This window comes from Rothia sp. L_38 (assembly GCF_050689125.1).
In the GTDB taxonomy this organism is placed as follows: Bacteria; Actinomycetota; Actinomycetes; order Actinomycetales; family Micrococcaceae; genus Rothia.
The window spans coordinates 17659-40414 of sequence record NZ_JBOEQD010000003.1; the positions used below are offsets into that span (position 1 = coordinate 17659).

The window sequence follows — 22756 nt, forward strand, 5'->3', positions numbered from 1 at the left end:
ACGGTCTTTTACATACTTATTCAAAGGTTTGGATTATATGAACTCGGTTCTGCTTGCGGTCCTGGTCATGCTCGTCCTCTCCGCAGTACGCGTCCACGTCGTCCTGGCGCTCTTCATCGGAGCTCTCGTGGGTGGTCTTGTGGGCGGGCTCGGACTGGACGGCACCATGGTCGCCTACCAGGAGGGGCTCTCCGGCGGCGCTATGCTGGCGCTCTCCTACGCCCTGCTCGGTGCTTTCGCCATGGCAGTTTCAAGCTCGGGCCTGCCCCAGCTCATCGCCAACGGCATCATTGCCAAGGTCGGCTCAGAAAGCTCAGAGACCAACCATCGCATCGAATACACCGTCAAGTGGCTGCTACTGGCCGGTATTCTGGCCATGTCGATTATGTCGCAGAACCTGATTCCCGTTCATATCGCCTTCATTCCGCTGATTATTCCGCCCCTGCTGGCCGTCTTTAACCGCCTGAAGCTAGACCGCAGACTCATTGCCTGCGTGCTCACCTTCGGCCTGGTCACCACCTACATGTACGTGCCCGTAGGCTTCGGCGCGATTTTCTTGAACGATATTCTGCTAGGCAACATCAAACTAGCCGGTATGGATACCAGCGGCATCAACGTCATGACCGCCATGGCTATCCCCGCCATGGGCATGGTCGTTGGTCTACTAATTGCGGTCTTCTTCAGCTACCGCAAACCCCGCGCCTACCAGACCGTTGAGCTGGCGCCCACTGAAACCGTGACCACCGAGGTCAAGAAGTTCAACGTGGTCGTCGCTATCATCGCTATTGTTGCAACCTTCGTGGTTCAGGTAGTCATGCAGTCCATGGGTACCGAGGCTAACTCCCTGTTGGTCGGTGCCCTGGTGGGTCTGACCATCTTCATGGTGACCGGTGCGGTCAAGTGGAAGGAGGCCGACGACGTCTTCACCGCGGGTATGCGCATGATGGCCCTGATCGGCTTCATCATGATCTCTGCCCAGGGTTTCGCTGCGGTCATGGATGCCACCGGCGACGTTGACCCCCTGGTGACCACCGTGGCTGACCTCTTCGCGGGCAACAAGGCGGCAGCTGCCATGGCCATGCTGGTGGTGGGCCTAATTGTGACGATGGGTATCGGCTCGTCCTTCTCTACCCTGCCCATCATCACCACCATCTACGTGCCCCTCTGCCTGGCCCTGGGCTTCTCGCCCCTGGCTACGGTTTCTATTATCGGTACCGCAGGTGCCCTGGGCGATGCGGGCTCCCCCGCCTCCGACTCCACCCTGGGCCCCACCGCCGGTTTGAACGTGGACGGCCAGCACGACCACATCCGTGATTCGGTGATTCCCACCTTCATCCACTACAACATCCCCCTGTTGATTGCAGGTTGGGTAGCGGCGATGGTTCTCTAGCACCCCAAAAGGACCAGGTAAATCAGAAAAGACCACCTCATTGGTGGTCTTTTCTGATTTTCCTGGTACCTAGTGTTGTGGGGAGCCTAGTTCTTGCGGAAGAGGGCGAAGAACATGGCGTCGGTGCCGTGGATGTGCGGCCAGAGCTGGGCGGTCGTAGCACCTTCAGCTAGGGTTGCGCCCTTGGGGGCCTCCGGAGTGAAGGCCGGGTCAAGTTCACCCGATAGAGCGGACGCCCCCGCCTCGTCCTTGCGGGCAACTGCGCGTAGAGCTGCTCCGGAGTCCAGCAGGGTCACATCGACCTTGCGCAGAATATCGTGCACGATGCTCTGAGTTTCAGCGGTGTGGGGTGAGCAGGTCACGTAGGCGATGAGGCCGCCAGGGCGGGTCACCGAGGCAGCTGCCTTAAACAGATCTAGTTGCAGGGGCAGTAATTCGGCTATATCGCGGGGGCTCTTACGCCAGCGGGCTTCGGGGCGGCGGCGCAGGGCACCCAGGCCGGAGCAGGGCACATCGACCATCACGCGGTCAAAGCGCACATCGGCAGGCATACCCTCGGGCAGGTTTGAACCCCCAGCTACAGTTCGGGCGATCTGACGGCCGTCACCGGCCACCACAGAATAGGTTCCGGACGGCAGCGGGGCCAGGGAGCGACGCACCAGTTCAGCTCGGTGGTCAGCGGCTTCATTCGCCAGCAGGCGGGCACCACGCTGGGCGCCCAGGGCACCGAGCAGGGCGGCCTTACCACCGGGGCCGGCGCAGAGGTCAAGCCAGTTGCTGTCGCTGCCCTCAAGGGGAGCGTCAGCCAGGGCGCGGGCAACCAGCTGGGAGCCGGCGTCCTGGGCACGAACGGTACCCTCCCGCACCGATTCAAGGCGGGCAAGGTCGCCTGCCGAGTAGAGGGCGGAACCCTCAACCAGGGGGCCGTCCTCGGCACCGGCGGCACGGGCTTCGTCCAGGGTTCCCAGGCCAGGCAGGGCAACCAGGTTGACCACGGGTGAGGCGTTGTCGGCGTCCAACAGGGCCTCAACCTCGCCGGGGGTCCGGCCGTGGGCAGCCAGAGCCTGACGGAAGGAGCGCACCACCCAGGCCGGGTGAGACTTCTCAAGGGCCAGACGGGTGAGCTCGTCGGGGGCTTCCTCGGCGATAAGGGTGTACCAGTCTTCGGGGGTTCGCTCAGAAACCCTGCGCAGTACCGCGTTCACAAAGTTAGCCGGGCCGGTGCCGATCTCGGCGCGGGCCAGGGCAACCGTCTGGTTGAGGGCGGCGTGGTCGGGCACGCGCATGGCCACCAGCTGGTGGACGCCCAGGCGCAGCACCAGCAGAATCTTGGTACCGATTTTCTCCACCGGGCGGTCAACGCAGTGGGCCAAAATCGCGTCGTAGGTGCCCTGGTTACGCAGGGTGCCGTAGGTCAGCTCGGTGGCAAAGCCAGCGTCGCGGGCATCAAGCCGGGCAGAGCGAATCGCCTTGGGCAGCACCAAGTTAGCGTAGGAGTCTTCCAGGGCAACAGCGCTTAGCACCTCGAAGGCGACTGCACGGGCTCTATCTGCTGTGCGGGCACGCTGGGAGGGAGCGGACGCCGAAAACGCCCGATCCTTCACCGCTTTACGGTTGCGCTCGTGCCCCTTGGAGTTACGGCGGGTCTCTCCCCCACCACCTTGCTTGGCCTGGGGCTTACCACCGGGGTTGCGGTTACCGCGGGAGCCACGGGGGTTAGGGGTGCCCCCGGGCTGCCCCTGCTGGGTGCGGTCATCGCGCTTGCGAGCCCCGCTGCGGCCCTGGCCAGCCCGGTTAGCACCGGATCGGTTAGCCCCCGCCCGGCCCTTGCCGCCGTTCGAGCGTCCGCCTGCTCCGCGTCCACCTGCGTTCATGCTCATACCAGCACCACTTTCCCTTCTGCCAGGGCGGTGCCCTGACCGCGCGCCCAGTCGGCGGCGTTCATCATTTTCTTACCAGCAGGCTGCACCTGGGTCAGTTCTAGAGCACCGTCGGCGCAGGTGACGGCCACCTTTTTACCGGCCCAGAAGAGGGTTCCGGGCTCTCCCACAGGCTGCGCCTGGCTGGTCTTGGCCATGCCGAGTTTGAAGCGGGCCCCATCCAGTTCTGCCCAGGCCCCGGGTTCGGGGGTCACACCGCGCAGCTGAGCAATAATATCAGCGCAGGAACGGGCAAAATCCACCTTGCCATCTGCAATGGTGAGCTTAGCTGCGTGGGTAGCTTCCCCGGCCTGGGGGGTGCCGGTAGCACCGGCGGCAATATCGTCAAAGGTAGCAGCCAGCAGGGCGCCGCCGGTCGAAGCCAGGCGGTTGAGCATATCCCCGGCAGTATCGAGTTCCCCCACCGTGGCCGATTCGGACCGGAAAACCGGGCCGGTATCAAGACCGGCATCAATACGGAAGGTGTTGGAGAAAATCTCGGTCTCCCCCGCCATTAGGGCCCGCTGCACAGGAGCTGCCCCGCGCCAGGCAGGTAGCTGCGAGAAGTGCAGGTTAATCCAGCCCTGGGGCAGCAGGTCGAGGGCGCTCTGCGGCAGCAGGACGCCAAAGGCCACCACCGCCGCAATATCGGCACCCAGCTGCGCGACGGCGTCCGCAACCTCATCGGACCAGCGGTTGGCCTTGATGATGGGCAGGCCCAGCTCCTGGGCGCGGGCTGCCACCGGGGACGGGGTCAGCACCCGCTTGCGCCCGACGGGGGCGTCCTCGCGGGTGAGCACCCCCACCACCTCATAGCCCGCCTCAAGCAGGCCGTTCAGGGGCGCGACGGCGACCTCCGGGGTACCGGCGTAGAGAACCTTCATGCTTACCTTTCCACTCAAACTTAAGAACCAGCAGGTTTAGATGCCAAAAGCGCCGGGCTTCTTGCCGGCAGGCTGCTGGGCCCCGCCGGTCGGGCTAGCCGCACCGAAGGAACCGCCCAGGGCACCAAAGCCCGATGACGTCTTGGCAGCTCGTTCACCCTGAACAGCGGCGGCAACCTGGTTGTAGTCAGCCTGGCGAATCTTGCGCCAGATATTTTTCTTGTCTTCGCCCTCAACCCGGTCGATGAACATGGTGCCGTAGAGGTGGTCGGTTTCATGCTGAAGCATGCGGGCAAAGAGCCCCTCACCCTCGTAGACCACCGGCTCGCCCTTGCAGTTCACGCCGGTAACCCGTGCCCAGTTCTTACGCGGGGTGGCGGCAGACAGGCCGGGGACCGACAGGCAGCCCTCGCCACCCTCCTGGGGTTCGTCGCCTACCTCAAGCACGGGGTTGATGAGGTGCCCCTCACGGCCGTCAATATTGCCGAAGGTAAAGATGCGCTTAGAGATACCCACCTGGGGCCCAGCTAAACCTACGCCCTCTACGTCGTACATGGTTTCGAGCATGTCGGCCACCAGTTTTTCAAGGTCGGCGTCGAATACGGTGATGTCGTCGCACTCGGTGCGCAGAACGGGGTCGCCTACAGTGCGAATGGGCAGAATAGTCATGCTTCTCTTTCTCGTCGGTGAGGTTAGGACGCCGCTGCGTCGGGTAAATCTGTACCGGTAGCAAGCGGGGGCGGCACCACCGGCATGAGGGAATCTTCAGGAGTTTCTGAGAGGTCGCGGTTGAGATCCCAGACCCGTTTGAGGGCGCAGAACTTGTACCAGTTGCGCTCTAACACCTGGGGGTTGGCCTGCTGGGGTACCACCTGGGTCTCGCCCAGGGCTACGCCCATCAAAATGCTTGCGCCCCCGTGCTTCCAGGGTTCCCAGGTACCGTGCTCGGCGTCGATGAGGGCTTCTTCAGCCTTGACCCCGGCGACCAGCTGCATGACGACCTTGTCATCGAGCGGCTTCACCCGCCCCTTCCGGTCGGTTCCCTTGGTCTTGTAGTCAATGATGCAGGTGTGCCCGGCTATCTCGGCCACCAGGTCGAGGGTGCCCGCGTAACCAACCGTCTCGTTCCAGATGGTGACTTCGGTAGCCAGGGGCTTGGGCCGGTAGAGTTCCCACCACTCATCGAAGCGGTCGGCGTAGGCCTGCTCGCCGTGGGCAATGAGGTTCTCCCGGTAGCCCTCAACTTCGTGGGGCAGCCCCATGGCGCGCAGGGCAACCTGCTCTGCATAGTTGTGCACGCGGTCCCCCCGCGCCGCCGCTGCGTCGCGGTAGCGCTCCGAGGCGGCTGCGGCGTCCCGAATCACCGCGAATTTAAGCCCGGCCGAGCTAGAAGCCCGGTAGGAACGCTGGTCTTCCAGGGCGGCCTTGGCTGCCATGTAGCCGTGCCAGCCCGAGAGGTCGTTAGCCTGCTGCCCAATCACCGTGGTAATCGAGGGAACCAGTAGCTCCCCGCCGACCGTGCGCGCGTACATGCGACCGTGCTCGGTTGCTGACGCTAGCATGGGTGTGGTCACGCGGCCGTCCTGACGTCGGGAGAAAAATCGAAAAGCGCCCAGCCTTCACAGCGTATCTGGCGCTCTATCGATTATACGCACCTCTCTTCCCGGGCACGAGAGGGCGGGCGGGTTAGACCGCTTACCCTAGCTCCACTGGCGGGCACCGGCCTCAGCCGCCCCCATAGACTCGACAATCTGCTGGACGCGGGCATTGGACTGCCGAGCGTAGTCTTCATCAACACAGTCGGAGGCAGGACGGCTGGGTGAGGTAATGCAGTAACGGTAGGCAGGGTCATCGACCATGGTGCTAGAAACCCAGCGGAAATCGCGCACCTGCCAGGTGCCGTCCTCCCCTCGCTCAAAAATAGGGTTGACCATAATTCCCTCGTTATTGGCAACGTAAGAGGGTGAGAGCTCGGTGAGGTTGTTCCCCATGCCGTAGACAATCCAGGTTCCCTTGTAGTGTTCAATGGGCTGCACAGCGTGGGCGTGCTGGCCCACGATCAGGTCGAACTCCCCTGAATCAACGAGAGCGTGTGCCACCTCGACCTGCTGGGCAGAGGGTTCATGCACGTACTCATCGCCAGCATGCATGTTGGCAATGACCAGGTCAGCGCCCTCTTCGCGGGCACGGGCAGCCTTAGCAATCATGGCTTCTGAGTCGAGCATATCGACCTGCCAGGGGTGTTCAGGCACATTTCCATTGAGCCCGTAGGTGCCGGTAATCATGGCTACCTTCGCACCGTTGGCAGTAGTGAAAATATCGGGCTGGGATGCCTCTTCTTCGGTGAGAGAGGTACCGGTAACACCCATACCGGCCGCCTCAACCGCACGGTAGGTACGCTCTAGCCCCTCAGTACTCTGGTCGAACGAATGGTTAGAGGCCGTCATACAGACATCCCACCCGGTATCCGCTGCGGCTGTCAAAATCTGGGGCGGCACATTGAAGTTGGGGTAACCAAAAAAGGGGCCATCCGCATCGGCGACCACTGTTTCCATCTGGCAGACCGCCAAGTCAGCACGGTCTAGGTAGGGGCGCTGTTCGCTGATCAGGGGTGTGAAGTCCAGGCCTGTGTTCCCAGCTGCCGCCGCGTCAGCCTCTGCCTGGTCCCAGAGCATATTGTGCATCAGAAAATCACCGGTAAATAGCAGGGAGACGCAATCCGCCTCGCCGCAGGCCCCGCCGGCGGCTGAAGCGGTCAGGGTACCCGATTCGCTGGTCTGCCCTGCCTCTGCGCGTGCCACCTGCCCTTGCCCGTCCTGCTGAGCGGCGGCGTCCGCCCCGCTACTTTCCGTCGTCTGCGAGCTACAACCTGCCAGGGCCAGGGTGCTCAGACAGAGGAAGGCAAAGAGACGACGGTGCACGGTGGGGTCCTTTCAGCAGGGGTGTTACCACCACAACCCTACCTAAAAGTGCCGCAGGGCACATATTGTTACCAAATGTCTACGCCTGCCAGGGCGTAGGTTGAAGCCCCACCCTGCAACTCGATGGACGTTACCGTAGCCCCCTGCAGCTCCTTGGGCAGAGCCAGGCGAGCAGTCGAGGGCATGTAGTAGCCGTCGCTATAGTCCGTCACCCGACCGGCAATGGCCGGGGTGCTGGCGGGCAGGGTCTCGGTGTGGCGCCCGCGGTCGGTGGTGATGGTGACCTGCAAGCCCTGCTGGTCGGCGGGCGCTCCGAAGGGCATGAGGTGCAGGGCCAGGGCATCGGCTGCGGGCCAGGAGCCTGTCAGGGTGGTGTGGGTAAAGGTCAGCAGCGGTACGGTGGATTCAGCCACACCAGCCTGGGGCTCGTGGCAGGCGGACGCCCCCGCGGCAGCTACCACGTTCTCGGGCAGGGTGCAGAGGGTTGAGTCCCCACTGTGGGTAAGGTCAAGAGCCGTTAGCCTGGTTGCCTCGGGGCGGTGGGTGGCCGCCAGCCAGCGGGTGGGCAGGCCAGCAAGCTCTTGAGGGAAGGAGGTGGGCAGGGCGGCGGACGAGGCCGGAACAACCGGCGCCAGGTCGATATCGCCCGCTGCATCCATCTGGTAGCCCTCGATAGGCATGGTGGCTGCGAACCAGCTGGTTGCTGATTCGGTGAGAACCTTCTCGTGGGTGGCGGTGTCGGGGCAGTCCATCAGGTCGCAACCGACGCGGTCATCGACTCCCGCCGCAGATAGAGCCCGGTTCACGGACAGGTGTCCCAGCCCCTCAACACCCACCTCGTAGGCAGGGGCGATGCGCGGGGTAGCCAGGTAGCGGGTGAGCAGGCGGTTACCAGCGGTTTTGACGTCCTGGTCAAGCTCCCCGGTCAGCGACAGGTAGGGAACATCGGGTAGAGCCGGTGCAAAGGTCTCGGGGGTTTCGGTCGCGTAGTAGGGCCCGTAGGCCATGACGCTCTTGAGCCCGTCGCCGAAGATCTCGTGGGCAGCTTCAATCATGCTGGCGGAGCGCGAGTGAACCAGCAGGCCAACCTGGCCCTGAGTGATATCGCCCGCGTCATCCAGGGTGATACCGGTAGCATCGTTGGGGCTCTGGGCAGCTGATATGAGCTCGGTGACCACGGCCTTCCAGAGTTCTCGCTGGTCGTAGGCACCTTCCACATCTGACCCGATAAAGACCGACCCCAAGTCGGGGATCAGCACGTCGTATCCCTGAGCCGCCAGTTCATGGGCCAGGTAGTTCATGCCCCGGTCGTAGCGGATCTCTTCAGTCCCACTCGGGCAGGGGTAGGTGTAGTTTTCCCCAGTGCAGTTGGGGCCGCGCAGGTGACTGATGACAATCAGCGGCTTGGGGCCAGCAGTGCTCCTGGATTCGGCAAAGGTACCCCGGGCCGGGGCGGTGAAGCCCCCTACCGTCACGTTCCCAACATCAACCTGATGGAGTTTTACGGTGTCGTCCTCAGCCCACACGCGCTCCTCGACCTTTCGGTCAGCAGGTGCGTGGGGGCCGTCCGCCCATTCCAGCTCGATGGACGGGGTCCCGGTGGGCACCTGCACGGCGAGCAAGTCGTCCATGTTCACCCTACCTCTCTGCTCGGTCGAGGTAGTCGTGGGGGCGCTACAGGCGGTGAGAAGCAGGACGCCGGTAGCCAGCAAACTGGCAAGGGCAGGGAAAGGGCGGTAGACAGTCACGGGGGGCACCTTCTTCGTTGAGGGTCTTTACCCTTTATTATCACCCTTTACAGGGCCGGACAGCAGACCCGGCGCGGTAGCTGTGAGGCTCGCGTATATACCCGCCGTTGGTTCACCGCGCTGGTTTCTAGGACGATAGGAGGCCAAGAGCTTGAGAAAACTAGCTGTGCGCTGGCCGGTGTCTGGCTGGTAGTCAATCACAGCGCACCTGCCGATACCTTCGCCAGCAACCAGTTGCAGACCGTGCAGCTCAGCCGGCACGCCGCGTCCTGCCTGGAGGGTCAGCGTTGTCCCCTGCCACCTATCTTCGGTGTAGGGCGTTGAGGTCTCGACCACCAGGTTGCAGCGCAGCCTGGCGCCCAACTCGTCTGCAGGCGGAGGGTTCTCGGGGTTGAGCCGCGCGGCTATGTCGTCCAAGGTCGCACTGCCGACAAGTGATAGGGCGCCGTCGTAGACCAGATTCTGCCGGGGAGCAAAAGCCAGGGCCACGGGCTTGCCCAGGTGGGTGCTCAGGGCATCATTGACCGGGTGCTTGTAGACCGCCAGCTGCTTTGTAGCGCCCCACGAAGTGAAGGTTCTAGTGGCAGCCTTGGTGAGGGCGGGAACGGTGTAGCTACCCGCCCCAGGTATGTGCAGGGTGAGGTCTGTCTTTCCGTCGCGGGCGGTCAGATCGGTGGTAATTCCCATCAGGGTCGGGTGGGCAACGGTGCGGAGCACGGTGCGGTCGGCGGGTGAGACGAGGGCCCAGCGGCGGTTGTAGAGGGGGCCGGACGCGGTGATCTCGGCTGTGGTGCGCGCTTGATGGCGGGCACCTTTGAGGGGGCTGTAGCCGAAGTGCGTGACGGTGAGGTGCATGGTTCTAGTCTTGCACAGTGTGGTCTGATGATGCGGGGTAAGTAAAAGGCTCCCTGGCTTTAGCTAGGGAGCCTTTCTTTGTGCGCGATACTGGGATCGAACCAGTGACCCCTTCCATGTCAAGGAAGTGCGCTACCGCTGCGCCAATCGCGCGTGGAGGTGAGGACGGGATTCGAACCCGCGTACACGGTTTTGCAGACCGTTGCCTAACCACTCGACCACCCCACCACACGCTCAGACCGTGGTCTGAGTTGCGAAAACGAGTTGTTTTCGAGAGAGCGGTTGACGAGACTTGAACTCGCGACATCCACCTTGGCAAGGTGGTGCTCTACCAACTGAGCTACAACCGCAACTCGCATTACTTTACACGAAGCCAGGCAGAGTTTCAACCGAGACGCCTAGCTCGCTCTACGCCCGCTTGACTTCCCTGCCAGATCGAGGCCGCCCCGTGCGTCCGCCCCCTACACAACGAGCGTGCACCATATCGCCGAGCGTGCATCTTTCTGCCGCACGCTCGGCGATTTAACGCACGCTCGCCAAAAAGCCGCCCCGGCACTAGGTAACTGGCTTCAGCCCGTGGCGCATTAGTAGGTCTTTAAGATTCTCGGGGTGCGCGGTAATGTCGTCCCACCTCACACGCACCACAACGTATCCGAGCTGTTCAAGTTCTCTTTGTCGCAGATGCTCCCGCTGTATCACCCCGGTTGGCTCTCCGTAGGTACCGTCGTATTTGATGGCCCCATCGACTTCTAAGATGAGCTTCAGCTCTTCCCACAGAAAATCTGGCCGATAAACCTTTCCTTTAACCACCAGCTTGGCCTGCTCTTGCGGCCGGGGAAACTTCCAGTCAATCATGTGGTTTCTGGCAATCGTCTCTGCAGGAGAGGCCGCGTACCGACTCATTCGCTGCGCGATCTGGCGGGCCCGCGCAGCACCTCGCCCACTCACGTTCATCAGCAGTGGTTTCAAAGCAGCCGGCGAGCAGAGCTTACTGTTCAGCATGTAGTCCACGATGCACAGTGCCTCAATCAGAGGAAGGGCGCGGGCACAATCAACCGAGGTCTGCAGCGGGTCGGTCAGGTAGACCCCTTCGTGCAGTAGCGCCCGCTCGCACTCTACTGCTCGATTAGAAAAAATCTTATGATGCGGCATTCGCGCCCTAATATGCGCCGAGGGCACGCTAGCCCAGATATGGCCAGGCAGGCTCAGAAAAGGAGCACCCCAGAACAGTGCCGCCGAGGCATGGCTCAGAACATACCCCGGGTGATTTTTAGCGAATGCGTAGTGCCTGACTTTTAGTTGTTGTTCTGGGGTGAGAGCATTCCATTCACGTGCCAGGCAGTAGCTGTTGGGGGCAATTTTGGCGTAGACCCCTTGTGCGCAGTAAGTGCGGACGCGCGTGTGCGAGATCCCTCTCGCGGCAAGTTCTCGTGAGGTTTTGACCCGGTCGCTGAGTTCTTTCATAGCGCTATTGTGAAATGCCTTAGAGCGGGAACCGTTTATTTCTGAAGATTTCAGCGACACTGTGGATAACTCGGGGTTTTCAGCGGCTTTTACCGACTGAGCCGGCAGTTTTCCACAGGTTAAGCGAGCGTGCGCCATATCGCTGAGCGTGCATCTGTCTGCCGCACGCTCAGCGATATGACGCACGCTCGGCAGAAAAACCTCAAATCATGCACCACACGCATACGCTCGCGCGGAATAAAAAAGCCCCGACTCATTGAGCCGGGGCTTACGTGGAGCGGTTGACGAGACTTGAACTCGCGACATCCACCTTGGCAAGGTGGTGCTCTACCAACTGAGCTACAACCGCATATGCAATTATTTGCAATGGATTTTCATCCAGTGCGCGATACTGGGATCGAACCAGTGACCCCTTCCATGTCAAGGAAGTGCGCTACCGCTGCGCCAATCGCGCATTACACTCGCAAGGAGTGCTGCGAGCGGTTGACGAGACTTGAACTCGCGACATCCACCTTGGCAAGGTGGTGCTCTACCAACTGAGCTACAACCGCATTGTGTTTCAATTCCTTTGGGGAACCGAACCAACGAGTAAATACTTTACACACTTTTCTGGCTCCTGCCAAATCAACACGCACCTTCACGTAAACCCTTTTTTACCGCGTGTTTTCGCGGTTTTTACCGCCGCAACCCCGCCCAGTTCAAAATTTTTCTTCTATGCCCTGCGCCACATCTTTGAGCGCGTACACTGTAAAAAACATTTCTATTCATCGTGGAGTTTTCATGCACCCCCAGCTTCTCACCGAACGTTTTACCCTGCGCCCCTTGCGTGAGGCCGATGCAGCGGCGATGGCTCAGGCTTGCCAGGACCCGGATATTATTCGTTTTTGTCTATCCGTACCCCTGAACTATACGGAAGAGACTGCCCGTGATTTTGTTGCCTACACCCATCAGGCGAGCGAGAGCGGGCATGAGCTGGTGTGGGGTATTGATGCGAGCGGGGTTTTCGCCGGTGTGGTGAGTCTGTTTAACGTCACGGGTTCTTCGGCTGAGGTTGGCTACTGGTTGGCGCCGGGGAGTCGTGGTCAGGGGTTTCTGACCGAGGCCCTGGGTATGGTGGTGGGCTTTGCCCTGGACCCCCAGGGGCTGGGCCTTGATCGGGTGAGTTGGAAGGCGCTTGCTGATAACGAGGCGTCCGAGCGGGTGGCTCACCGGGTTGGATTTACCGATTTCCGTACCTTGGTGAAAAGCGAGCCGGGCCGCCCGCTTGAGGACGGCTCCACTCCCCTGCTTGATATGCGCGCCGCTGAGCTGACGCGCGACCGCTGGGCTGAGCTGGGTTTCCCCGGCTAGGCCTTATCGTCCAACATCCCTTCACGGGCCAAGGCAGTAAGGCGTGAAACCGCGCGGAAGTACTTTTTCTGGTAGCCGCCGGTCATCATTTCTTCGGTGAAGACCCGGTCGAAGGGGACGCCGGAGGCGATGATGGGGAGGTCTTTGTCGTAGAGGCGGTCGGCGAGGACGACGAAGCGCAGGGCGACGGCTTGTTGGGTGATGGTGGTGACGTTGCGCCAGGCGATGGCGTCGAGGCCATCGATGAATTGGCGGTAGCGGGAGGGGTGCACGCGGGAGAGGTGGTCGATGAGGGCTTCGAAGTCGTCGATAGCGACGGTGCCAAGCCCGTCGAAACGACTATCGACCAGGGAGTCGAAATCATCATCTGCGACGGGTGCGGGGGCGGCGGGTAGGCCGCGGTGGCGGAAGTCTTCGCCGTCGACACGCAGGACGTCGAACTGGTCGGCGAGTACTTGGATTTCGCGTTTGAAGTCAGCGGCTGCGAAGCGTCCTTCGCCGAGGGCGCCGGGCAGGGTGTTGGAGGTGGCGACGAGTTTGACGCCGGCTTCTGCCAGTTCGCGCATGAGGCGGGACATGAGGACGGTATCGCCGGGGTCATCGAGTTCGAATTCGTCGATGCAAACTAGCTTGTAGCTTGAGAGGGCTTCGACGGTTTTGCGGAAGGTCAGGGCGCCGACCAGGTTGGTGTATTCGACGAAGGTACCGAAGGCTTTGGGGCCTTCGACCATGTGCCAGAGGGAGGCCAGCAGGTGGGTTTTACCCACGCCGAAGCCGCCGTCGAGGTAGAGGCCGGCTTTGGTGTCGTCCTTCTTTTTACCGCCGCCGAAGAGTTTGCCGAAGAAGCCGCCCCCGCTGGTTGCTCCGCCGCGGTTGATGGTTTCGCCGAAGGCGCGCAGGGCGTCGACGGCTGCCTGTTGGGAGGGCTGGGCGGGGTCGGGCCGGTAGGTATTGAAAGACACTTCACCGAATCGTTCGGAGGGCCTGAACCCTGAGAGTAGTTCGTCGGCTGAGACGTGGGGGGTGCGGTCGGTGAGGTGGGTGTAAGTTGCCACGTGTGGTCTTTCCCTTGGGCGCGACGGTGCGCTGGTGATTCGTACACCCACAGTCTAGTAGCTGGTGGGCAGGTTGCCCAATGTTGCGGGGGTCTTAGGGCGAACCTGACTCTAAGCCGGTTGGCTTGTTCACAGATTTGCTGGTCAGCCCCTGGGCGGACGCCGGTGGGCGGCTTCTCGTTTTAGGCTGGTAGGTGCATACCTATTGACGTGAGTGAAAGGGATAGAGAAACGGTGGCGAAAGCGAAGAAGAAGAGGGCGGCTACGGCTGCTTTGGCTCTGTTGCAGCAGACCGGTACCGCTTTTGAGGTGCGCGAGTATGAGCATGTGGACGGTGAAACCAACTTTGGTCTGGAGGCTGCCGAAAAGCTGGGCCGCTCCCCCGAGCAGGTTTTTAAGACCCTGATGATTACCCACGAGAAGGATTTTGCGGTCTGCGTGGTGCCGGTGGGTGGCAAGCTGAATGTGAAGGCTGCTGCGGCGGCGCTGGGCTGGAAGTCTGCGAAGATGGCTGCCCCCGATGTGGCGGAGAAGCGCACCGGGTATGTGGTGGGCGGTATTTCTCCCCTGGGGCAGAAGACGGCTCACCCTACCCTGGTGGACGAAACCGCCCAGCTTTTTGACACGATTTTGGTGTCGGGTGGGCGCCGCGGCCTGGATGTGGAGCTAGCTGCCGATGACCTGGTTGCGCTGACGCAGGGGGCTTACGCCGATATTGCGGCTGCTTAGCCAGTCGGTGACGGTGTCGAACCAGAGCTGCGGGTCTACGTTCCATTCCCTGGTGTGGGGGGCCTTTTCGAAGGGTACAAAGTCCACTAGGGGCGATAGCTCCGCCAGAGCCTGTGAGGGCTGGTAGGGCACGTAAGTATCATCTACCGAGTGCATGATCAGGGTAGGCACGGTAATGTCACCTGCCCGGTGAGGCCAGGAAATCTGTTGCAAGCTGATGGGTTCTTTCAGCCCGGTGAGAGTGCTGAGGGCGGGATGAGTAATCATCTGTACACCCAGCTGACCGATGCGCAGCGGGATCTTGTTCAAGTGCGTGTGGTACTGGATGAGTTCGAGCCAGTCCAGGGCAGGGCCGTCCAGCACCAGGGCTTGAATAGCCCGGCGGTTACGGGCCAGGTCGGCGGTCTGCATGCAGATTGACCCGCCCATAGACCACCCAAAGAGCACCACGCTGCGAGCGCCGTGGGCCAGGGCGTAGTCGATGGCAACTTCGACATCCCGCCATTCGGTGAAGCCCAGACCGTAGCGGCCGTCCTCGCTGGCGGGTGCTTCGCGATCGTTGCGGTAGCTCATGTGCAGGCTGGTGAGGCCCAGGGCCTGGGTGGCGTCGAGGGCGCGCAGGGTTTCGGCTCGGGTTGCCCCCATGCCGTGCACCATGATGGCCCAGGTGTCGCTGGGCTCAGGTGCACCGGGGTCGTTTGGTTCTTGCCGGTTCAGGGCTGCGCCGGGGTGCACGACCCAGGCCGGTGCAACGCCTACTGGCAAAGATAGTTCGATATCTTCTGCCCGGTAGCCAGCCATTGCCGGGTCGGTGGCAACCACGCCGGTCAGGCGTCCGCGCTTAATACCTGCGATATCGCCCCGGTAAATTTTTTCGATACTCCGTACCACCGTGTTTTCTGCGGGCAAGTAAGAGATGACCTCTCCCAGTAGGGCAAAGCCCGCCCCACCCGAGAAGTAAAAGCCGTAGTGCCCCGGGGCCAGGGTACGCTCGGTGGCGTCTATACGGATGCTGGTAGGCTGCTGCCCCTCGGCGATGTCGGCGCTGCTGTAGCCCAGGGAGTGCACGCGGACGTCCTCAACCGGCGCCTTGGGGGGAACCACGATTTTGCGGGCGAAGTGGGTAGCGATTCCTGCGGTGCCCAGGGCAGCGGCGCAGGCCAGGGTCGCTCCGGCGGCCCCGGCAACCCCTGCTACGGTAGCTAGGGTGAGGGTGCGGGCGGGTGTGGGGTGTGCGTGCTCAGTAGCCATAATGTCCAGTTTACGGGAATAAGAGCCCCCCTGCGCCTGCTTATACTGGTGCACAGATACCGCCCTGATGAAAGTGAGCAAGCCATGAGTGATTCTCTGCCCGGCCTTGGTGCCATTGCCAAGAACTGGAAGGAAGTTCTGAACCCCGATGAGTACGCGGTGCTGCGCCAAGGTGGCACGGAGCGGGCTTTTACCGGTGAGTATTGGGACACCACCACCGAGGGCGTCTACGCCTGTAGGGCCTGCGGCACCGAGCTGTTCCGGTCGACCGAGAAGTTTGAGAGCCACTGCGGCTGGCCCTCTTTCTTTGAGCCGCTCGCTGCTGACCGGGTGCGCTACATCGAGGACCGCTCTTTAGGTATGGTGCGCGTTGAGGTGCGCTGTGCCGCCTGCGACTCCCACCTGGGCCACGTATTTGAGGGTGAGGGCTACGATACCCCCACCGACCTGCGCTACTGCATCAACTCAATTAGCCTAACGCTGCACGAGAAGCCGGTCGAAGGTTAGGGTGCACTAGCCCCGGCCAGCGGGGTAAAGCTGGCATAATGGGGAGGTAGTTTTCCACCGGGAGGGAGTTTTATGGTGGCGCAACCTGTAGGGGGAACAGGTTCTCAGTTTGATTTACCCGAGGGGATTAATATCCCCGATGTGGTCTACCTCGATGAGCCTGAGGGAGGCACCCCGAGCGTCATTAATACCGAGCGGGGCTTACACCGCGTAGCCAAAATTCTGGCGGCAGAAAGCGGGCCCGTGGCGGTAGATACCGAGCGAGCTTCTGGCATTCGCTATGGTCAGCGAGCTTTTTTGGTACAGCTCAAGCGCGGCAATTCCGGGGTGATTCTGATTGACCCCGAGAGTTTCGATGACCTCACCCTGATTAATGACGCCCTGGCCGGGGCTGAGTGGGTCTTGCATGCCGCAACCCAGGATTTGCCGTGTTTGGCGGAGGTCGGCATGTACCCCGATGCCCTCTTTGATACCGAGCTGGGCGGACGCCTGGCCGGGTTTGAGCGCGTTGGGTTGGGGTACATGGTAGAGAACCTGTTGGGCTACAAGCTGGCCAAGGAGCACTCTGCCGTGGACTGGTCCCACCGCCCGCTCCCCGCCGCCTGGCTGAACTATGCCGCTTTGGACGTTGATATTCTGCTTGATCTGCGCGATGCGGTGGAAGATGAGCTTCGGGCCCAGGGCAAGCTGGCCTACGCGCTTGAGGAGTTCCGCTACGTGTGTGAGCACCCTGAGCGTGAAGAGAAGCCCGACCCCTGGCGCAAGACCAAGGGCATTCGCGATTTGAAGACCCGCCGCCAGCTCACCGCCCTGCGCAACCTCTGGTACGAGCGTGAGCACCTGGCGCAGAAGAAGGACGTTGCCCCCAAGCGCCTGCTGCCCGATGCGTCCTTGATTACTGCTGCCCGGCTGATGCCGCGCACCGTCCCGGCTATTTTGCAGATTCCCGGCTTTCAAACCCGCGCTCTTAAACGGGAGGCGCCGCGCTGGCTGAAGGCCCTGGCGGACGCGAAGAAGGAGGCGGAGCCCGTCCCCTTCACGACCCCGGCGTCCGGCCCCCCGCCGCTGAAGGCATGGGAGGTCAAACGCCCCGAATCCGCCCTGCTCATTGCTGAGGCAAAACCTGCGGTGCTCGCTGTGGGCAAGCGCCTGAACATGCCGCAGGAGAACGTCCTTGCCCCCGATGTGCTGCGCCGCCTGTGCTGGGACCCACCTACCGGGTCGTCCGTTGAGGAACTTAGGGTAGCCCTGCTTGAACTTGGGGCACGCCAGTGGCAGATTGAACTTATAGCCCCTGACCTGGCTGATATTTTTGCCCGGGTTAGACATTCATCTACAAAGTAAGGTTCAACTATGTGCACTACCTGTGGTTGTCAGAAGGAAAACAAGGACGCTCCCGCCCCCGCTGAGCAGGTCGAGGCCGGTGGGCGCGGGCTCACCCGCCGCCAGGCGGTAGCGGGCACTGCGGGTCTGGGCGCCGGTGCCGCGCTGCTGACTGCCTGCGGTTCTTCTGACGAGTCTGAGAGCCTGACCGCCAACGACGGCCGCCCGGCACAGGCCACCGACATGGCCGCGGTTGAGGACGTCCCCGTAGGCGGCGTCATCCAGGCCAACAACGACGGGGTGACCGTGATGATTACCCAGCCGACCGAGGGCACCTTCCACGCTTTCTCATCGGTGTGCACCCACCAGGGCTGCCAACTGAACGCACAAAAAGAAAAGACCATGACCTGCCCCTGCCACGCCTCAGTATTCTCGCTGGAGGACGGCTCGGTCCAAGGCGGCCCGGCAGAAACCGCCCTGCCCGAGTTCACGGTGGAGGTCAAGGACGGAAGGATCTGGGTTTCCTAAGCTACGGAGTAAGGGTGAAGCAGGCTCGCAGCGAAGCTGCTGGCTCGGCGGCTGGCGTGAATCGCTTGTGAGCGAAGCGAACCAGCGAGAGGGTCGGCAGCGAGCGCGAGCCTGCTTCACCCCTATATTTAAGCTTCCGAAATGCTTTGCAGCCGCCTAGCTAGTGTGCTTAGGCTTCTCCCCTTCGGTGCGGGCGAAGGGCACCATGTTCCCGGCGAGCTGCGCGAGAATATCGGCGCTAATTTTCTGGGGAGTAAGCCCGACTTCTTCGAGGATTTCGCCGCGTTCGGCGTGCTTGATGAATTCGGCGGGTAGGCCGAGTTCGTTGAGGGCGGTATCGATTCCAGCTGCTCGCATTTCTTGGCGGATGCGGGAGCCTACGCCGCCGGCCCGCACGCCGTCCTCCATGGAAACGACGATGCGGTGTTCGCCGGCGAGGGTTACTACGCTGGCGGGTACGGGCATGACCCAGCGGGGGTCGATGACGGTTACGCTCACGCCCTGCTCGGCGAGTAGGTCTGCGGTGTCGAGGGCGAGACGGGCAAAGGCGCCGACTCCGATGAGGAGCACGTCGCGTTGGCCGCTTTCGGGGTTGGGTTCGCCGTGGCGGGCGAGGACGTCCGTGCCGTCTGCAAGACGCTCAAGTGCGGGGATGTCGGCGCCCACTGAGCCCTTGGGGTAGCGCACCACGGTGGGGGCGTCCTCGATGGCGACGGCTTCGCGGAGTTCTTCGCGCAAGGTTACAGCGTCGCGGGGGGCAGCTAGGTGCAGGCCGGGGATGAACTGCAGCAGGGCAAGGTCCCACATGCCGTGGTGGGAGGCTCCATCGGGGCCGGTGACGCCGGATCGGTCCAGCACGATGGTTACGCCGGCCTTGTGCAGGGCAACGTCCATGAGCAGCTGGTCGAAGCCGCGGTTGAGGAAGGTCGCGTAGAGGGCGATCACGGGGTGCTGGCCGCCGTAGGCCAGGCCCGCGCTCATAGCGATAGCGTGCTGTTCGGCGATACCCACGTCGATGACACGGTCGGGGTGGGCGGCAGCCATAGGCTTGAGGCCAACGGGAATGAGCATAGCGCCGGTGACGCCGACGATGTCGTCGCGCTCGTCGGCGATGTCTTTGATTTCTTGGGCAAAGACGCTGGTCCAGGATTTTCCGGACGACTTCGCCAGGGCCTCGCCGGTATCGGGGTCGATGACGCCGACGGCGTGGAACATGTCGTCCTTGTCGCTGACGGCCGGCGCGTAGCCGTGGCCCTTTTCGGTGATGGCGTGCACGATGACGGGCCCGCCAAAGTTTTTAGCGGACTCCAGGGCGGTTTCTACGGCTTCGAGGTCGTGCCCGTCGATAGGGCCCACGTACTTCATGCCGAGGTCTTCGAAGATACCGCCGGGTACCATGACGTCCTTGATACCGGCCTTCATGCCGTGCAGGCCGCGGTAAATCATCTGGCCGACCGAGCCGCCCTTTTGGAGCTTTGTGCGGGCAGCGGCCAGGGTACGCTCGTAACGGGAATCTAGGCGCACCTTATCGAGACGGTTCTGCAGTTCGTGCTGCAGGGCAGCCAGCTGGTTGGCAAAACCGCCGACGGTGGGGGCGTAGGAGCGGCCGTTGTCGTTGACGACGATGACGACCTTGCGGTTTTTATCCGCTGCGATGTTGTTGACCGCTTCCCAGGCCATACCGCCGGTAAGCGCACCGTCGCCGATGACGGCTACGGTGTAGCGGTCGCCCTGCCCGGTGAGCTGGTAGGCGCGGGAGATGCCGTCTGCCCAGGAAAGAGACGAGGACGCGTGCGAGGACTCAACGATGTCGTGGTCAGATTCTGCGCGCTCAGGGTAGCCTGCAATGCCGCCCTTCTGGCGCAGGGTTTCAAAATTCTGGCGGCCGGTCACCAGCTTATGAACGTAGGACTGGTGGCCGGTATCAAAGACGATGGAATCTTGGGGGGATTTGAAGACCCGGTGGATGCCCAGGGTCAGTTCAACAACGCCCAGGTTGGGGCCCAGGTGCCCGCCGGTCCGAGAGACATTGTTAACGAGGAACTCACGAATCTCTTGGGCAAGCTCGGTGAGCTGCTCGGAGCTCAGAGCGTTCAGGTCGCTCGGCTCACCAATAGTTTCTAGTAGTCCCACGATTACTCCCCCGTTCACCGGCTAGCTGCGCCCCAACGTCCTTGTAGCTGCGGGCGGCGGTCACCGGTCAAAAGTCTAGTGTGTTGCAATTAAGTAACTTTACCCGCTCAGTGCTGGTTTAGCGATTCACAGTGTGGGAAGCGGTGTAGCGCTTGTGTTTCAGTTAGGTTTCATCACGCGTGGCGCTTTTCAAATGTATATACGAGCCGCTAATATCAGTGTTCAACAGCTCACACTGTGCACTGGCACACAAATATAGGTCACAGTGGGACTGAATCATTACCAGGCTAGTTCCCTCACTAGCCCCGCACGAATGGATTTCTTCTATGACCGCAGCAATCGACTGGGCGAACAGTATTATCTGGTCACCCGTGCTGGTATATCTTTGCCTGGCTGTTGGCGTGTACTTCACCATCCGCACCCGCCTACTCCAGATTCGCCAGATTCCCACCATGGTTCGCGCGACCTTCAAGGGCGAGTCATCGAAGGACGGCGTCTCGTCCTTCCAGGCCCTTGCCATGTCACTTGCTGGCCGCGTAGGCACCGGTAACATCGCCGGCGTTGCCACCGCCATCGCCTTCGGCGGTCCCGGCGCCGTCTTCTGGATGTGGACCGTAGCCTTCCTGGGCTCATCAACCTCCTTCATCGAGTCCACCCTGGGACAGATTTATAAGGAACGCGATAAGGTCACCGGCGAGTACCGCGGCGGCCCTGCCTACTACTTTGAAAAGGCCTACCGTCACACCAAGTACTCCGGGCTCTTCAAGGTCTACGCCTCCATCTTTGCTTTTGCCACCGTCCTTGCCTGCGGTTTCTTCCTGCCGGGCGTTCAGGCTAACGGTATTGCAACCTCCATGCAGGGAGCCTTCCCCGAGGTTCACCCCTGGATGACCGCCACCGGCATCACCATCCTGCTGGCCTTCATCGTCGTTGGTGGCGTCAAGCGTATTGCAACCTTCGCCTCTGTTGTGGTTCCCTTCATGGCTATCATCTACATCGTGCTGGCCATGATCGTAGCCTTCATCAACATCAACATGCTGGGTGACGTTATCAACCTGATCTTCTCATCAGCATTTGGTCTGCACGCAACCTTCGGTGCCATCATCGGCACCGCCGTTGAGTGGGGCGTCAAGCGCGGCATCTACTCCAACGAAGCTGGCCAGGGCACCGGCCCCCACGCCGCTGCAGCTGCTGAGGTCAAGCACCCCGCCGCCCAGGGCTTCGTGCAGGCGATGGCCGTTTACATTGACACCCTCTTCGTCTGCTCCGCTACTGCCTTCCTGATTCTTTCAACCGGCATGTACCGTGTCTACGAGGGCGGCTCAGCTGACACCCCTGTGCTGGCAGAGGGCCCGGGCAACCTGGCCGAGGGTGTCACCGTTGGCCCGGCTTTCGCTCAGGCTGCGTTTGACACCTTCATCCCCGGTGCAGGCCCCATCTTCATTGCGGTTTCACTCGGCTTCTTCGCCTTCACCACCATCGTGGCCTACTACTACATGGCAGAAACCAACCTGCGTTACCTGACCCGCAACCTGCAGAACAAGACCCTGGGCAATGCCCTGCTGCGTCTGCTCCAGCTACTGATTCTGACCGCAACCGTTATTGGCTGCGTCAGCACCGCAGGTGCCGCCTGGGCTCTGGGCGATATCGGCGTAGGTCTGATGGCATGGCTGAACATCGTGGGTATTCTGGTCATTCAGAAGCCCGCTCTACAGGTCCTCAAGGACTACGAGCAGCAGAAGAAGCAGGGCCTTGACCCCATGTTCGATCCCCGACCCCTCGGCATTAAGAACGCTGATTTCTGGGAGACCTACTACGATGTAAAGACCGGTGCTATCCCGGTTCAAGACATCAAGTAAGACGAACTAGGCTTTAGCTACTCTAGCGCCCCGCACAGTCAAGGCTTGTGCGGGGCGTTTGTACGTGTAGGGTGAGGGCATGAGCACTCTTCACCCCTCACCCCTAGGCGGCCAGCGCCCCACTCGGGAGCAGCTTCAAGACTTCGTCAACGGCACCCTTGACGACCGGCTGCCTGCGGCTGGCACTCCCCTGCGCCTGCTCATTGTTGGCATCAACCCTGGGCTGTGGACGTCCGCCGTTAACGCCCCCTTTGCCTTTCCCGGTAACCGCTTTTGGCCGTCGCTGGATCGCGCCGGAATCGTCACTCCCAGGGTGGACGCTTCACGCGGCTTGAGCGACGAGGCTGAGGAACAGTTAGCCCGCCTGGGTATCGGCATAACCAACCTGGTTGACCGGGCAACTGCACGAGCTGACGAGCTCACAACCCAGGAGCTGAAGGACGCCCTCCCCCGGCTAGTTACCCTCACTCAGGTCTATAGACCGCAGGCTGTAGCGATTGCGGGCATCACAGCCTATCGGACAGCCTTCGGCGATAGGAAGGCTCAGCTGGGGCGACAAGACACCTCCCAGATTGAGGGATGGAACCCGGCGAGCCAGCTCTGGGTCGTGCCTCAGCCTAGCGGTTTGAACGCCCACGAAAATATTGATTCCCTAGCGGATAAGTGGCGGCAAGTCTGGGACTCCACGCAGCCGCTCACCTAGCCACGCCCGTCCCTGCCCCCGTCCCCGCCGCCACACATAAGGGACCAGATTCCTCCCCAAATCCTCAATGCCTACCGATACTTCGAACAGTTATCTGGTCCCAACTCTATAGAAAACAAACAAAAAGGTCTGTGGCC

Annotated in this window: 19 protein-coding genes and 6 tRNA genes; 8 read left to right on the top strand and 17 right to left on the bottom strand. The window is 61.7% G+C overall.

The genetic code is table 11. From position 1 onward, the window contains the following. Window positions 1–37 precede the first annotated feature (37 nt). A complete protein-coding gene (locus tag ACRCJM_RS02660; RefSeq protein WP_431463711.1) occupies window positions 38–1390 on the top strand; it encodes a Na+/H+ antiporter family protein in 1353 nt (450 codons plus the stop codon). A gap of 86 nt (window positions 1391–1476) precedes the next feature. Here ACRCJM_RS02660 and ACRCJM_RS02665 read toward each other — a convergent pair whose 3' ends face one another. From ACRCJM_RS02665 to ACRCJM_RS02730, 14 genes are all read right to left on the bottom strand, one after another. Then, complete coding sequence (locus ACRCJM_RS02665; protein WP_431463844.1) at window positions 1477–3264, bottom strand: RsmB/NOP family class I SAM-dependent RNA methyltransferase; 1788 nt, start codon at window positions 3262–3264, stop codon at window positions 1477–1479. 2 nt (window positions 3265–3266) lie between these two features. After that, the gene (gene fmt, locus ACRCJM_RS02670; RefSeq protein WP_431463712.1) at window positions 3267–4193 is read right to left on the bottom strand and encodes a methionyl-tRNA formyltransferase; all 927 of its coding nucleotides are present in this window, start codon (window positions 4191–4193) and stop codon (window positions 3267–3269) included. A 36-nt stretch (window positions 4194–4229) separates the two neighbouring features. Further along, window positions 4230–4862 carry a peptide deformylase gene (gene def / locus ACRCJM_RS02675; protein ID WP_431463713.1) on the bottom strand — a complete coding sequence of 211 codons (633 nt, stop codon included), beginning with the start codon at window positions 4860–4862 and terminating at the stop codon, window positions 4230–4232. A gap of 23 nt (window positions 4863–4885) precedes the next feature. Continuing rightward, window positions 4886–5767 carry a cytochrome gene (locus ACRCJM_RS02680; RefSeq protein WP_431463714.1) on the bottom strand — a complete coding sequence of 294 codons (882 nt, stop codon included), beginning with the start codon at window positions 5765–5767 and terminating at the stop codon, window positions 4886–4888. A 126-nt stretch (window positions 5768–5893) separates the two neighbouring features. Further along, window positions 5894–7114 carry a CapA family protein gene (locus ACRCJM_RS02685; RefSeq protein ID WP_431463715.1) on the bottom strand — a complete coding sequence of 407 codons (1221 nt, stop codon included), beginning with the start codon at window positions 7112–7114 and terminating at the stop codon, window positions 5894–5896. A 68-nt stretch (window positions 7115–7182) separates the two neighbouring features. Then, complete coding sequence (locus ACRCJM_RS02690) at window positions 7183–8862, bottom strand: hypothetical protein (RefSeq protein ID WP_237185338.1); 1680 nt, start codon at window positions 8860–8862, stop codon at window positions 7183–7185. A 27-nt stretch (window positions 8863–8889) separates the two neighbouring features. Next, window positions 8890–9717 (bottom strand): MOSC N-terminal beta barrel domain-containing protein, encoded by an 828-nt coding sequence (locus tag ACRCJM_RS02695; protein ID WP_237185339.1) that lies wholly within the window; start codon window positions 9715–9717, stop codon window positions 8890–8892. 81 nt (window positions 9718–9798) lie between these two features. Next, window positions 9799–9870, bottom strand: a tRNA-Val gene (locus ACRCJM_RS02700). A gap of 1 nt (window position 9871) precedes the next feature. Then, window positions 9872–9945, bottom strand: a tRNA-Cys gene (locus ACRCJM_RS02705). Between the two features lie 49 nt (window positions 9946–9994). Then, window positions 9995–10067 (bottom strand) — tRNA-Gly (locus ACRCJM_RS02710). 205 nt (window positions 10068–10272) lie between these two features. After that, window positions 10273–11181, bottom strand: a complete 909-nt coding sequence (locus ACRCJM_RS02715; protein ID WP_431463716.1) for a DUF559 domain-containing protein — start codon at window positions 11179–11181, stop codon at window positions 10273–10275. A 273-nt stretch (window positions 11182–11454) separates the two neighbouring features. Beyond that, window positions 11455–11530 (bottom strand) — tRNA-Gly (locus ACRCJM_RS02720). A 33-nt stretch (window positions 11531–11563) separates the two neighbouring features. Further along, a tRNA-Val gene (locus ACRCJM_RS02725) sits at window positions 11564–11635 on the bottom strand. A gap of 24 nt (window positions 11636–11659) precedes the next feature. Further along, a tRNA-Gly gene (locus tag ACRCJM_RS02730) sits at window positions 11660–11732 on the bottom strand. A 229-nt stretch (window positions 11733–11961) separates the two neighbouring features. On the opposite strand from ACRCJM_RS02730, the gene ACRCJM_RS02735 reads away from it, so the two are divergent. Then, window positions 11962–12531 (top strand): GNAT family N-acetyltransferase, encoded by a 570-nt coding sequence (locus ACRCJM_RS02735; protein WP_431463717.1) that lies wholly within the window; start codon window positions 11962–11964, stop codon window positions 12529–12531. Here ACRCJM_RS02735 and zapE read toward each other — a convergent pair. Continuing rightward, window positions 12528–13586: a cell division protein ZapE gene (gene zapE, locus ACRCJM_RS02740; protein WP_431463718.1), complete on the bottom strand. Its 1059-nt coding sequence runs from the start codon at window positions 13584–13586 to the stop codon at window positions 12528–12530. The genes ACRCJM_RS02735 and zapE overlap by 4 nt on opposite strands. Window positions 13587–13820: 234 nt before the next feature. On the opposite strand from zapE, the gene ybaK reads away from it, so the two are divergent. Beyond that, a complete protein-coding gene (ybaK, locus tag ACRCJM_RS02745; protein ID WP_431463719.1) occupies window positions 13821–14315 on the top strand; it encodes a Cys-tRNA(Pro) deacylase in 495 nt (164 codons plus the stop codon). Here the strand turns inward: ybaK and ACRCJM_RS02750 are convergent. After that, window positions 14253–15566, bottom strand: coding sequence for an alpha/beta hydrolase family protein (locus ACRCJM_RS02750; RefSeq protein ID WP_431463720.1), 1314 nt, complete (start codon window positions 15564–15566; stop codon window positions 14253–14255). The genes ybaK and ACRCJM_RS02750 overlap by 63 nt on opposite strands. 84 nt (window positions 15567–15650) lie before the next feature. Here ACRCJM_RS02750 and msrB point away from each other — a divergent pair, with 84 nt between their 5' ends. From msrB to ACRCJM_RS02765, 3 genes are all read left to right on the top strand, one after another. Continuing rightward, window positions 15651–16073 (top strand): peptide-methionine (R)-S-oxide reductase MsrB, encoded by a 423-nt coding sequence (gene msrB / locus ACRCJM_RS02755; RefSeq protein WP_185173061.1) that lies wholly within the window; start codon window positions 15651–15653, stop codon window positions 16071–16073. Window positions 16074–16145: 72 nt separating this feature from the next. Beyond that, window positions 16146–17417, top strand: a complete 1272-nt coding sequence (locus ACRCJM_RS02760) for an HRDC domain-containing protein (RefSeq protein WP_431463721.1) — start codon at window positions 16146–16148, stop codon at window positions 17415–17417. 9 nt (window positions 17418–17426) lie between these two features. Beyond that, window positions 17427–17924, top strand: a complete 498-nt coding sequence (locus ACRCJM_RS02765; RefSeq protein ID WP_431463722.1) for a Rieske (2Fe-2S) protein — start codon at window positions 17427–17429, stop codon at window positions 17922–17924. Between the two features lie 156 nt (window positions 17925–18080). Here ACRCJM_RS02765 and dxs read toward each other — a convergent pair whose 3' ends face one another. Then, window positions 18081–20057 (bottom strand): 1-deoxy-D-xylulose-5-phosphate synthase, encoded by a 1977-nt coding sequence (gene dxs, locus ACRCJM_RS02770; protein WP_431463723.1) that lies wholly within the window; start codon window positions 20055–20057, stop codon window positions 18081–18083. 326 nt (window positions 20058–20383) lie between these two features. On the opposite strand from dxs, the gene ACRCJM_RS02775 reads away from it, so the two are divergent. Continuing rightward, window positions 20384–21916, top strand: a complete 1533-nt coding sequence (locus tag ACRCJM_RS02775) for an alanine/glycine:cation symporter family protein (RefSeq protein ID WP_431463724.1) — start codon at window positions 20384–20386, stop codon at window positions 21914–21916. A 79-nt stretch (window positions 21917–21995) separates the two neighbouring features. Further along, window positions 21996–22619, top strand: coding sequence for a mismatch-specific DNA-glycosylase (locus ACRCJM_RS02780; protein WP_431463725.1), 624 nt, complete (start codon window positions 21996–21998; stop codon window positions 22617–22619). Window positions 22620–22756 lie beyond the last annotated feature (137 nt).